Origin of the sequence: Parahoeflea olei, assembly GCF_001703635.1 — a bacterium.
Lineage (GTDB): Bacteria > Pseudomonadota > Alphaproteobacteria > Rhizobiales > Rhizobiaceae > Hoeflea > Hoeflea olei.
In genome coordinates, this window is record NZ_LQZT01000001.1 from 297,418 (window position 1) to 310,086 (window position 12,669).

8 protein-coding genes are annotated in these 12,669 nt (G+C 65.8%); 6 read left to right on the forward strand and 2 right to left on the reverse strand.

The genetic code is table 11. From position 1 onward, the window contains the following. Positions 1-85: 85 nt before the first annotated feature. Together AWJ14_RS01445 and AWJ14_RS01450 are read right to left on the reverse strand one after the other, a co-directional pair. Positions 86-1,915, reverse strand: coding sequence for a peptidoglycan L,D-endopeptidase MepK (locus AWJ14_RS01445; RefSeq protein WP_171904797.1), 1,830 nt, complete (start codon positions 1,913-1,915; stop codon positions 86-88). Positions 1,916-2,094: 179 nt separating this feature from the next. After that, the gene (locus AWJ14_RS01450; RefSeq protein ID WP_066173915.1) at positions 2,095-3,627 is read right to left on the reverse strand and encodes a sigma-54-dependent transcriptional regulator; all 1,533 of its coding nucleotides are present in this window, start codon (positions 3,625-3,627) and stop codon (positions 2,095-2,097) included. Between the two features lie 179 nt (positions 3,628-3,806). On the opposite strand from AWJ14_RS01450, the gene AWJ14_RS01455 reads away from it, so the two are divergent. From AWJ14_RS01455 to hemH, 6 genes are all read left to right on the forward strand, one after another. Beyond that, positions 3,807-5,654, forward strand: a complete 1,848-nt coding sequence (locus AWJ14_RS01455) for a M3 family oligoendopeptidase (protein WP_066173916.1) — start codon at positions 3,807-3,809, stop codon at positions 5,652-5,654. A gap of 96 nt (positions 5,655-5,750) precedes the next feature. Further along, on the forward strand, positions 5,751-7,202 hold the full coding sequence (locus tag AWJ14_RS01460) for a homospermidine synthase (protein ID WP_066173919.1): 1,452 nt from the start codon (positions 5,751-5,753) through the stop codon (positions 7,200-7,202). A 135-nt stretch (positions 7,203-7,337) separates the two neighbouring features. Next, on the forward strand, positions 7,338-7,703 hold the full coding sequence (gene omp10 / locus AWJ14_RS01465) for an outer membrane lipoprotein Omp10 (protein ID WP_066173922.1): 366 nt from the start codon (positions 7,338-7,340) through the stop codon (positions 7,701-7,703). 31 nt (positions 7,704-7,734) lie between these two features. After that, on the forward strand, positions 7,735-8,988 hold the full coding sequence (locus tag AWJ14_RS01470) for a phenylacetate--CoA ligase family protein (protein ID WP_066173925.1): 1,254 nt from the start codon (positions 7,735-7,737) through the stop codon (positions 8,986-8,988). A 224-nt stretch (positions 8,989-9,212) separates the two neighbouring features. Next, entirely contained in the window at positions 9,213-11,273 is a 2,061-nt protein-coding gene (locus AWJ14_RS01475) for a 5'-nucleotidase C-terminal domain-containing protein (RefSeq protein ID WP_066173927.1), read from the forward strand. 155 nt (positions 11,274-11,428) lie between these two features. Beyond that, on the forward strand, positions 11,429-12,505 hold the full coding sequence (hemH, locus tag AWJ14_RS01480; protein ID WP_083219946.1) for a ferrochelatase: 1,077 nt from the start codon (positions 11,429-11,431) through the stop codon (positions 12,503-12,505). Positions 12,506-12,669 lie beyond the last annotated feature (164 nt).

The window sequence follows — 12,669 nt, forward strand, 5'->3', positions numbered from 1 at the left end:
CCTGCCCTCTTCCTGAAATCGACAGATGCATCAGAGCGTTCACCCGGCGTCCGGGCCCGTGCGGGCCGGGACGCGGCAGAGCGGCTTACTTGTCGAACCGCGCCACGGTGACGAAATTGACCGCGGAGCCGGTGAACTGGTTGTGCGGTTGCTCCCCGCCATCGGGTGCGAAGGCATTGGCCAGCACCACCTTCGGCGCGGCGCGCAACTGCGTGACCACGAAGTGGCGCGCCCGGTCCGGCGGGGTGGTCATGGACTGCACCCGCTCCTGCGCCAGCGCCCATTTCGAAATCATGGTGTCGGTCAGTTTCGGATCGGTGCGGCTCGCTCCGCGCGGTGCCTGCATCGCCACTTCCGCGGCAGTCGGGCGGCCACCCTTGCGCGGCGCCGACAGCGACGCCGATGATGCGGCAATCCGGCTGCCGCGCGCAGGCGCCAGCGAGGCCATCTCGACCGGAGCAGGCGCCGCAGCCGCGACCGCGGTCTCGCCGGGACGGCGAATGGGCAGCGGCACGAAATCGACATCCGCCGGCAAGGCCGCAACCATCTCGGTCGTGGCCGGCGCGAAGGCCGGTGTCGGCACGGAACCGGCGGCGGGCACCGGCGCGGCTGCCACCTTGGCGGCAGCTTGGTCGGCCGGGGCGGCGGCCCCGTCTGCCTCACCCGTCAGGCGGGCGCGGATCGGGTCCGGCAGGGCAGCGACTTCGATCTGCTGCGCCGGTGCAGCCGGCTGCGCGCCGCCAGCGCGTTCGGCAAGAAACTCGGGAACCGGCGCGCGGATGCTGGCGAGATCGACCGGGCCGGACTGCAGCGGCGGCTGGGCGACCTCGGCACTGGCGGCCGCGGCGAAGGCGTCCACTTCAGCCTGGGCCGGCAGTACCGGCTGCGGCGGGGCAAGGGCTGCCATTTCCACCGGCGGCTCGAGCACGGGCCGGGCGTCCGGCATCGGGCCGCGCGCAGGCAGGGTGAAGGCGAGTTCCTGGGTCGGCGCGACCTCTTCGGGGGCGGCCAGCGCCGCGACTTCCGTGCGGGGCGGCGCAGGCGCGGGCGTGGGCGCCGCGGAAATGGTATCGGGTTCCTCGTCCTCGTCGCCGCCACCGAACAGGGCCGCCAGGAGACCACCCGAGCGCTTGCTGTCGGATCCGGAAGAACCGCTGCTGGTCGAGACGATCGCGCCGCCGCGGCGCTTGTATTCGGCAAGCGCCACCTGGTAGCCGGGCAGCGGCTTGCCGTCGGGCGGCAGGTGAAGCGTCTTGCCATCGGGGAACAGCTTGACCAGTTCCTGCCGGCTCATGCGCGGCCAGGCGCGCACGCCGGCGACATCGACATGGACGAAGGGCGAGCCGGATTTCGGATAATAGCCGACGCCGCCGCCCTGCAGCTTCATCGCCGTGGCGCGCAGCGTGGCGAGCTTGACGCCGGGAATGAAGAAATCCATCGCCTTGCCGAGCATGTGCTGGCTTTTCTTGGCCTGGCCGCCGCGGGTCCGGCGCAGCATCTCGTTGGTGGCGGGCGACCGGTAGGCCGACACCACGTTGATGTAATCGCGCGCGCCCACCTGCTGGTAGATCTCCCAGACCAGGTCGAACAGGCGCGGATCCATGTTGGTGGGTTCGTTGCGGCGGAAATCGCGCAGGAAGCGGTTGAGCTTCTTCAGCCCGGCCTGATCGTATTTGCCGTTGCGCTTGAAGACGATCTCGGCCTTTTCACGGGTGTGAATGTAGTAGAGCTTGAGCGAGCGGGTTTCGGCAGATGCGCTGCTCGGGGTCGTGGCCACGGCTGAGAAGGCGAGCAGCGTCAGCACGCACAGCCCGATCGCCGACGACGCTGCGGCGCGGAACCGTCCGCGCCAGCCGTGCAGGGGCGCGCGTCCGAAGACCCGTGCCAGAACTGAACATTGTGTCGTAATTGCCAAATCTGTCCCCGAACGCCGGAAAACCGTTGTCGATCACCATTTGGTGATCAAATGCGGTGACACGATGGCAATAGCCGCCAGGTCGCACCACTCACCCCCTTTTATAGTGAACAACCACTTAACAAGGAATGAAGCAGATCAACCCGGCGGCACTTTTTTCAAGTGCGGGTGGGAGCCTCTCAGGCCGCCTCCCGCCGCGGATTGTCCGGATCGATCGAATAATCCTTCAGTTTGCGGTAGAGCGTCGAGCGGCCGATGCCGAGACGGCGGGCGACCTCGCTCATCTGGCCCCGGTAGAACGACAGGGCGAACCGGATCAGCTCTTCCTCGACTTCCGAGAGCGGCCGCACCTCGCCGTCGCGCGTGACCGCGTTGACGGCGGGCAGGCTGTGGCCGGCCGGCGGCGCCGGATCTTCGCGCAGGCTCGAGACGTCGAGTTCGACGGCCGGCTCCGACGCCATCAGCCCGGGGGCCGCGGGCGGCAGGTCGGGCAGGCTTGTCGCGCCATCCGTCTCGTTGCGGGAATCGAGGCTGTAGCCCGGCATCTGCGCGGCGATCTGCGGGAACAGCGCGCTCGTCACCGTGTCGCCATCGCACAGCACGATGGCGCGATGCACCGCGTTTTCGAGCTCGCGGATATTGCCCGGCCAGTCATGCGCCGTCAGAAGCGCCATGGCGTCGGGTGCGATCGTGCGGATGCGCGGCTTGCCGAGCGCCTCGGCAAAGTGCTGCGTGAAATGACGCACCAGCTGCGGGATATCTTCCTTGCGCTTGCGCAGCGCCGGCACATGGATCGGAAACACGTTGAGCCGGTAATACAGATCCTCGCGGAAGCGGCCGGCCTTCACCTCGGCGATGAGATCCTTGTTGGTGGCCGAAATCAGCCGCACATCGACCTTCTTGGCAACGCGCGCGCCGACGGTCTCGATTTCGCCGAACTGCACGGCGCGCAGAAGCTTGACCTGGATCTCCGGCGCCAGATCCCCGATCTCGTCGAGGAACAGCGTGCCGCCATCGGCCTCGCAGAACTTGCCGGGGTGACGATCGGCCGCACCGGTAAAGGCGCCCTTCTCGTGCCCGAACAGGATGCTCTCGACCAGGTTTTCCGGAATGGCACCGCAATTGACCGTGACGAAGGGTTTGCCGCGGCGGCTGCTCTCGGCCTGGATCGCCTGCGCGATCATCTCCTTGCCGACGCCGGACTCGCCTTCGAGCACCACCGGAATGGTCGAGGCGGCAGCGCGATAGCCGAGCGAAAGCACCCGCTCCATCGCCGGGCTCGCGGCCACGATATCCTTAAAGCCCGCCCCCTTGCGCGCAAGCTTCGGCGCCGCGCCGGACTGGGACGTCTTGAGCGCGTTCGACAGCGACAGCGCAAGACGCTCGGGCGAGACAGGCTTGACCACGAAATCGAACGCGCCGGCGCGCATCGCCTTGACCACGGTCTCGATGCCGCCCTGCCCGGTCTGTACCACAACGGGAATCGTCATCCCGCGCTCGCGCATCTGCGCAAGCAGCTCGAGCCCGTCCATTTCCGGCATCATCAGGTCGAGCACCACGGCATCCACCGTATCGGGCGCATCGCACAGTCTGGCGAGCGCGGACCGTCCCTCCTGGAACATTTCGGTCACGTAACCCGCGCGTTCTGCTGCGGCCTTGAGAAGGCGACGTTGCACCGGGTCGTCATCGACAATCAGGATTCGGTTGGACACGAGCTTGGTTCCTCACTATCGGGTCTGCGGACAGGCTTTTTTCGAAGGCCCGACACTGCCAGCAAAGGCTGAAAATCGCATTTCGAGAAATGTTTGCATTTTAATCGTCGCTGCCAGTAAAACCGTGATGCCGTTTCAGAGACGCCGTTCAGACCACCCGAGTGAAAGCGAGTGCCACCATGCCGAAATCGATTCTGGACACCGCGCCGGTGCGTGCCGCCGTTGCGCCGCAGGGGACCGAAACCGCCCTGGGCGATCTGCCCGCCTGGAATCTCGGCGACCTCTACGCGGCCCCCGACGCGCCGGAATTCAAGGCCGATCTCGCCGAGGCGAGAGCCCGAGCCGAAGCCTTCGAACAGCGCTGGAAGGGCCGGCTCGAAGAGGCGGCCAGGAGCACGGGCGACGACGGCCTGGGCGCGGCGATCGAGGCCTATGAAACGCTCGAGGATCTGATGGGCCGGATCATCTCCTATGCGGGGCTTGCCTATTTCAGCGACACCTCCGACCCCAAGCTCGCCAAGTTCTACGGCGACGTTCAGAGCGCGATGACAGATACCAGCGCGCATCTGTTGTTCTTCGCGCTCGAACTGAACCGCATCGACGACGCGGTGATCGAGGACAGCCTCACGCGCGATCCGCGGGCGGCGCATTACACGCCCTGGATCCATGATCTGAGGCTCGACCGGCCCTACCAGCTCGACGATCGCATCGAGCAGCTGTTCCACGAGAAGTCGATGACCGGGCATGCCGCCTGGAACCGGCTGTTCGACGAGACCATGGGCGGCCTCGAATTCGTGATCGACGGCGAGAGCCATGCGCTCGAAGTGACGCTCTCGATGCTGCAGGACGCGGACGGCGCGGTGCGCAAGAAGGCGGGCCTGGCGCTCGCCGAAACGTTCCGGCAGAACCTGCGCACCTTCACGCTGATCACCAACACGCTGGCCAAGGACAAGGAAATCTCCGACCGCTGGCGCGGCTTCGAGGACATTGCCGACAGCCGCCACCTCGCCAACCGGGTGGAGCGGCCGGTGGTCGACGCGCTGGCGCAGGCGGTGCGCGAGGCCTGCCCGCGGCTGTCGCACCGCTATTACGCCATGAAGGCGCGCTGGCTCGGCCTCGACAAGCTCGAATTCTGGGACCGCAACGCGCCGCTGCCGGAAACGCCCTCGGCGGTGATCCCCTGGAACGAGGCGAAGACCACGGTGCTCTCGGCCTATCACGGCTTCGCGCCGGAAATGGCCGAGATCGCCGGCCGCTTCTTCGACCGTCGCTGGATCGACGCGCCGAGCCGCCCGGGCAAGATGTCGGGCGCCTTCGCCCATCCCACCGTGCCCTCGGTGCACCCTTATGTGCTGGTCAACTATCTCGGCAAACCGCGCGACGTGATGACGCTTGCCCACGAACTCGGCCACGGCGTGCACCAGGTGCTCGCCGGCGCGCAAGGGGCGCTGATGTCCTCGACCCCGCTGACGCTGGCTGAAACGGCGTCCGTGTTCGGCGAGATGCTGACCTTCCGCGCGCTGCTCGACCGCACCACCGACCGCCGCGAGCGCAAGGCGATGCTCGCGCAGAAGGTGGAGGACATGATCAACACCGTGGTGCGGCAGATCGCGTTCTACGAGTTCGAGCGCCGGGTGCACACCGCCCGCCGCGAGGGCGAGCTGACCTCGGACCAGCTCGGCGAATTGTGGCTCGACGTGCAGTCGGAAAGCCTGGGGCCGGCAGTGGCGCTGTCAGACGGCTACGAGACCTTCTGGGCCTATATCCCGCACTTCATCCATTCGCCGTTCTATGTCTACGCCTATGCCTTCGGCGATTGCCTGGTGAACTCGCTCTACTCGGTCTACCAGAACAGCCCGGAAGGGTTCCGCGAGCGCTATTTCGACATGCTCAAGGCCGGCGGCACCAAGCACCACAGCGAGCTTCTCGCCCCCTTCGGCCTCGACGCCTCCGACCCGGAATTCTGGAACCAGGGCCTGTCGATGATCGAAGGCCTGATCGACGAGCTCGAAGCCATGGAGTCATGATCCGGCCCCTTTTCGCTTTATTGTAACAGCGAAGTGTGATTTACGCCGCCGCTGACCGGCACGGATGGTGGCGGCCCGCTAAATGGAGCAAATGACATGGCCCAAGAGGATTATCCGGTCTATGCCGAGATCAAGGGTCCGATCGTCATGATCGGGTTCGGATCGATCGGCCGCGGCACCCTGCCACTGATCGAGCGCCACTTCAAATTCGACAAGAGCCGCATGGTCGTCATCGACCCGCGCGATGACGCCGACGACATGGCGATCCTCGAAAAGCACGGCGTGCGGCACATCAAGGCCCATGTCACCAAGGACAATTACAAGCAGTTGCTCAAGCCGCTGCTGACCGAGGGCGAAGGCCAGGGCTTCTGCGTCAATCTCTCGGTCGACACTGGCTCGCTCGACCTGATCAAGCTGTGCCGCAAGCTCGACGTGCTCTATATCGACACCGTGGTCGAGCCCTGGCTCGGCTTCTATTTCGACAAGGACATGAAGAACTCCGAGCGCACCAACTATGCGCTGCGCGAGACCGTGCGTCACGAGAAGAAGAAGCATCCCGGCGGCACCACCGCCGTTTCCACCTGCGGCGCCAATCCCGGCATGGTCTCCTGGTTCGTCAAGCAGGCACTGGTCAATCTCGCCACCGACATGGGGCTGAAGTTCGAGGAGCCCGACCAGCACGACCGCGAAGGCTGGGCGAAGCTGATGAAAAAGGTTGGCGTCAAGGGCGTGCATATCGCCGAGCGCGACACGCAGCTGACCAAGACCCCCAAGCCGCTCAACGTGTTCTGGAACACCTGGTCGGTGGAAGGCTTCATCTCGGAAGGCCTGCAGCCCGCCGAACTCGGCTGGGGCACGCACGAGAAGTGGATGCCCAAGAACGCCAAGAAGCACAAGAAGGGCTGCAAGGCCGCGATCTATCTCGAGCAGCCCGGCGCCAACACACGCGTGCGCACTTGGTGCCCGACGCCCGGACCGCAATACGGCTTCCTCGTCACCCACAACGAGTCGATCTCGATCGCCGACTATTTCACCGTCCGCGACAAGGACGGAGACGTGACCTACCGGCCGACCTGCCACTATGCCTATCATCCCGCCAATGACGCGGTGCTGTCGCTGCACGAGATGTTCGGCAATGGCGGTAACGCGCAGCCGGTGCTGCATGTGCTCGACGAGAACGAGCTGGTCGAGGGGCTCGACGAACTCGGCGTGCTGCTCTACGGCCACGACAAGAACGCCTACTGGTACGGCTCGCGGCTGTCGCTTGAGGAAACCCGCCGCATCGCGCCCTACCAGAACGCGACCGGCCTGCAGGTGACCTCCGCGGTGCTGGCCGGCATGGTCTGGGCGCTCGAAAACCCCGACGCCGGCATCGTCGAAGCCGACGAGATCGACTACAAGCGCTGCCTCGAGGTGCAGATGCCCTATCTCGGACCGGTCGAAGGCCATTACACCGACTGGACCCCGCTCACCGGCCGGCCGGGCCTGTTCCCGGAAGACCTCGACGAGAGCGATCCCTGGCAGTTCCGCAACGTGCTGGTGCGCTGACGGCCCGCTGATGCAAGACCGCCGCCGCGGCCCGATGCCGCCGCGGCGGTTGCAAGCCTTGCTTTCAGGCCGGGCGCGCTGCATTGTTTCACCCTAGGAATCATTTCCATGACGGCTCAAGGGAGCACACGCGCCATGACCATCCACCGCCTTCTCGCCATCGGCGCCCTTGCCGGCCTGCTGGCCGCCTGCCAGTCCGCATCCTACACGCCGCGACCGATGCCCTCCGCGCAGCCGCAGGGCATCGACGGCCAGTGGGTCGATCCGAACGGCATCATCTCCAGCTTCAATGCCGGCCGCTTCGAAACCCGCACCACGGACACCAACTCGCTGCTCGCCGAAGGGTCCTACCGCTACGTCAACAACCAGATGGTGGAAATCGAGCTGACCTCGCTGCTGCGGCAGACCACCTCGCGCGTCAACTGCGCGCTGGCGACCCCCTCGCAGCTCAACTGCACCTCCTCGACCGGCTCGCAATTCACCTTGGCGCGCCGCATCTGAGGCACCGCGAACGGGAGGGGAGCCCGGGAGGATGACCGCATATTTCGACGACCGCGAGACCCGGGCGCCCGACGCCCGGGAACGTGAGACTTTCGAAGGCCTCCGGGCGCTGCTCGCGCGCAGCCTGAAGCGGCTGCCCGCGCTCGACGCCTGGCTCGGCCATCCCGATCCGGCACAGCTTGCCGACCGGGCGGCGCTGGCGAAACTGCCGGTGCTGCGCAAGCCCGACCTCATGGAAATGCAGGCGGAGAACCCGCCCTTCGGCGGGCTTGCCGATCCCGAGGCACTCAAGGGCAACCGCGTGTTCCTGTCGCCCGGCCCGGTGTGGGAGCCGCAGGGGCTCGGCGCTGATCCCTGGGCTGCCGCAAGGGCGCTGTTCGCGGCCGGCTTCCGCACCGGCGACATCCTGCACAATTGCCTCGCCTATCACATGACGCCCGGCGGCTTCATCCTCGACGAAGGCGCGCGCGCGCTCGGCTGCCTCGTATTCCCCGCTGGCCCCGGCAACACCGAGGCTCAGGTCGATGCCGCGGCACGGCTCAAGCCGACCGGCTATGCGGGCACACCCGACTACCTCAAGGTGATCCTCGAGAAGGCCGACGAACTCGGCCGCGATCTCGGCTCCATCAAGCGTGCGCTGGTCTCCGGCGGCGCGCTGTTTCCCTCGCTCCGGACCTATTACGCCGGGCGCGGCATATCCGTGCTGCAGTGCTATGCCACCGCCGATCTCGGCGTGATCGCCTATGAGAGCGCCGATGCCGAAGGCGCGCCGCATCCCGGCATGATCGTCAACGAGGAGATGATCGTCGAGATCGTCCGCCCCGGCACCGGCGACCCGCTGCCCGACGGCGAAGTCGGAGAACTCGTCGTCACCAGCCTGAACCCCGCCTATCCGCTGATCCGCTTCGGCACCGGCGATCTCTCGGCAATCCTGCCCGGGACATCGCCCTGCGGGCGCACAAACATGCGGATTTCCGGCTGGATGGGCCGCGCCGACCAGCGCACCAAGGTCAAGGGCATGTTTGTCGACCCCAGGCAGATCGCCGAGATCGTCAAGGCGCATCCGGAGATCGCCCGCGCCCGGCTGGTGGTGGCGCGTGCGGGCGACGCCGATGCCATGACGCTTAAGGTCGAGCCCGCCAGTGGCGCCACGCCCGACACCGCTGTCATCGAAGCGACACTTGCCGCGGTTACCAAGCTCAGGGGGACGGTCGAAATCGCGGCCGCCGGCAGCCTTGCCAATGACGGCAAGGTGATCGCCGACGAGCGCGACTACACGGCCTGACCGCACCGGACCATTCCATTTGCGTCGAACCCGGCGAAGCGGCGCCGGACCGTGGCCGCACGGCGAAACCCTTGCCCCCGCCGTGCCGGCTGCGGCATCGCGATGCGGCCGAGCTTGGCTCTTGATGTTCCGGCCCGATGATGAAAACATCGCCTCAAGCTTGCCGACAGGCCCGGACACACGGACCGATATCAGGCAGCGGGCATTAGAACAGGGAACCAACCATGACCAAACTCATCAAACGCGCGCTTTTGTCGGCGTCGATCCTGGGCTTGAGCTCGGGCGCGGCCTTCGCCGATTACACCTTGACGATTTTGCACATCAATGACTGGCACAGCCGCATTGAATCCAACAACAAATACGAATCCACCTGCTCTGCCGAGGAAGAGGCAGAGGACAAGTGCATCGGCGGCGCAGCGCGGCTGGTGACGGCGGTCGCCGAACGCCGCAAGGCCCATGACGGCGGCAACCTGCTGCTGCTGAACGGCGGCGACAATTTCCAGGGCTCGCTGTTCTACACCACCTACAAGGGCACGGTCGAAGCCGAATTCCTCAACCTGATGAAGTTCGACGCCATGACCGTGGGCAACCACGAATTCGATGACGGCGAAGAGGCGCTGGTGCCGTTCCTCGAAAAGATCGAGTTTCCGGTGCTCTCGGCCAATGTCGCGCCCGGCGCCTCCTCCAAGGTCGGGGACATGATCAAGCCCTCGATCGTGATCGAAGTCGGCGGCGAGAAGATCGGCATCGTCGGCGCCGTGACCAACGACACCCCCGACATCTCCTCCCCCGGCCCCAACATCCTGATCGCCGACGACATCCAGACGATCACCGCCGAGGTCGAGAAGCTGAAAGCCGAAGGCGTCAACAAGATCATCGCGCTGACCCATGTGGGCTACCCGCGCGACAAGGAAATGATCGCCAAGATCCCCGGCGTCGACGTGGTGGTCGGCGGCCATTCGCACTCGCTGCTGTCGAACACCGACGAAAAGGCCGAAGGGCCCTATCCGACCATGATCGACAACCCCGAAGGCTATCAGGTCCCGGTCACCCAGGCGGCCTCCTATTCGAAATATCTCGGCGAATTCACCGTGACCTTCGATGACAACGGCGTGGTCAAGGAAGCCAAGGGCGATCCGATCTATCTCGACAGTTCGGTCAAGCCGGACGAGACCGTGCTCGCGCGCATCAAGGAACTCGCCGCGCCGATCGAGGAGCTGAAGACCCGGAAGGTGTCGGAAACCACCGAGGGAATCGACGGCTCGCGCGAGACCTGCCGCTCCACCGAATGCTCGATGGGCAACCTGGTCACCGACGCCATGGTCGACCGGGTCAAGGACCAGGGCGTGACCATCGCCATCCAGAACGGCGGCGGCCTGCGCGCCTCCATCGACCAGGGCGAGATCACCATGGGCGAAGTGCTCTCGGTGCTGCCGTTCCAGAACACGCTGGCAACCTTCGAACTCAAGGGCTCCGACGTGGTCGCCGCGCTGGAGAACGGCGCCAGCCAGATCGAGGAAGGCGCCGGCCGCTTTGCCCAGGTCTCGGGCCTGCGCTACACCTTCGACAAGGACGCCCCGGCCGGTTCGCGCATCAAGTCGGTCGAGGTCAAGAAGGGCGACGGCTTCGAGCCGATCGATCCGGACGCCACCTACATGGTCGCCACCAACAACTACATGCGCGGCGGCGGCGACGGCTATGCGGTGTTCAAGTCGGCCGGCATGAACGCCTACGACTTCGGCCCCGGCCTCGAGCAGGTGGTGGCCGACTATCTGGAAAAGAACGCGCCCTACACGCCTTACACCGACGGCCGCGTTGCCGCCGTGACGGCCGCGACCACCGAACCGGCGGCGGCGGAAGAAGCCGCTCCGGCCGAAGAAGCGGCGCCGGCCGCTGAACCCGCGGCGGAAGCTGCCCCGGCGACCGAAACGGCGCCTGCGGCAGAAGCGGCGCCCACGCCGGAAACCGCTCCGGCAGCAGAAGCGACACCCGCGGCAGAAGCGGCTCCCGCTCCCGCGGCAGAAACTGCACCCGCGGCAGAAGCCGCTCCGGCGGCGGAAGCTGCACCCGCGGCAGAAGCTGCACCCGCGGCGGAAACCGCTCCGGCTGCCGACGCGGCGATGGACGCCAAGCACCATGTGATCGCAGCCGGAGACACCCTTTGGGACCTGGCCGCGACCTATTACGGCGATCCCGAAATGTGGAAAAAGATCGCGGACGCCAATCCGTCGATCTCCCCCAACAATATGGAGATCGGCCAGACCCTGACCATTCCGGCCAAGTAAGCCGGTCGCATCGTCCTTCGCCAAAGGGTCCGGTTCGCCGGGCCCTTTTTTGCTGTTTGCAGATTCACGCGGACAGGCCTGGCAGATGATTGATTTGTCGGGTTATGTCACTATGTTCCCCAGCAACATCGACCTTGATCCGCAAAGCACATGAAATGGACGCCACCTTGAATACCCGTGTGATCCAATATGACGAGGCGTCCCGCGCCGTGGGCGAGCTTCCGCCCGACCATGCACCGGTGAAGATCCAGAAAGTCGGGGTCCTGCTCGTCAATCTGGGCACGCCGGACGGCACCGACTACAAGTCGATGCGCCGCTATCTCAAGGAATTCCTGACCGACAAGCGCGTGATCGAGTGGCCGCGGGCGCTGTGGTACCCGATCCTGTTCGGCATCGTCCTCAACACCCGGCCCAAGCGCGTGGGCAAGGCCTATGAGGAGATCTGGAACCACGAACTCGGCGAGAGCTTTCTCAGGACCTATACCCGCAATCAGGCGCAGCAGCTGGGCGGGAGCCTGTCCGCCCATCCCGCGGTGATGGTCGACTGGGCGATGCGCTACGGCCAGCCCTCGATCCCCGACCGGATGCAGGCGCTGAAAGACGCGGGCTGCGACCGCATCCTGCTGTTCCCGCTCTATCCGCAATATGCCGCGGCGACGACGGCCACCGTCAACGACAAGGCCTTCCAGGCGATGATGGACATGCGCTGGCAGCCGGCGATCCGCACCGTCCCGCCCTATCACGACGACCCGGTCTATATCGACGCCATCGCCAATTCGATCGAGACCCATCTCGCAAGCCTCGACTGGGAGCCGGAGATCGTGCTCACCTCGTTCCACGGCATTCCGCAATCCTACTTCCTCAAGGGCGATCCCTATCACTGCCAGTGCCTCAAGACCGCACGGCTGGTGCGCGAACGCCTGGGCTGGTCCAAGGAGAAGCTGATGCCGACCTTCCAGTCGCGCTTCGGCCCCGAGGAATGGCTTCAGCCCTATACCGACAAGACCGTCGAGAAGCTCGCGCAGGACGGCGTGAAGCGCATCGCGGTGATCAATCCGGGCTTCGTGTCCGACTGCCTGGAAACGCTCGAGGAAATCGCGGGCGAGGCGGGCGAACTGTTCCATGAGAACGGCGGCGAGCATTTCACCCATATTCCCTGCCTCAACGACAGTGCCGAGGGCATGCGCGTGATCGAATCCGTCGTGCGCCGCGAGTTGCAGGGCTGGATCTGAACCCCGTTGCGGCCGCGCAAATATTGCAACGCCCGGTCGGACGGATTACCTCTATGAGGACCAAGGCCGGCATCGCAGCAAAAGCTGCGCGCCGGCATGTTTTGCATCATCAGCCAGACCCGTTCCCGCCGCAAGCGTGACGGTCGGCGGACCCGGGAGGTCAT

Bases quoted from the DNA above. Each gene is read 5' to 3' on its own strand.
- AWJ14_RS01455 (WP_066173916.1), top strand. From the start codon at position 3,807: ATGCCGAAATCGATTCTGGACACCGCGCCGGTGCGTGCCGCCGTTGCG.
- AWJ14_RS01460 (WP_066173919.1), top strand. From the start codon at position 5,751: ATGGCCCAAGAGGATTATCCGGTCTATGCCGAGATCAAGGGTCCGATC.
- omp10 (WP_066173922.1), top strand. From the start codon at position 7,338: ATGACCATCCACCGCCTTCTCGCCATCGGCGCCCTTGCCGGCCTGCTG.
- AWJ14_RS01470 (WP_066173925.1), top strand. From the start codon at position 7,735: ATGACCGCATATTTCGACGACCGCGAGACCCGGGCGCCCGACGCCCGG.
- AWJ14_RS01475 (WP_066173927.1), top strand. From the start codon at position 9,213: ATGACCAAACTCATCAAACGCGCGCTTTTGTCGGCGTCGATCCTGGGC.
- hemH (WP_083219946.1), top strand. From the start codon at position 11,429: ATGGACGCCACCTTGAATACCCGTGTGATCCAATATGACGAGGCGTCC.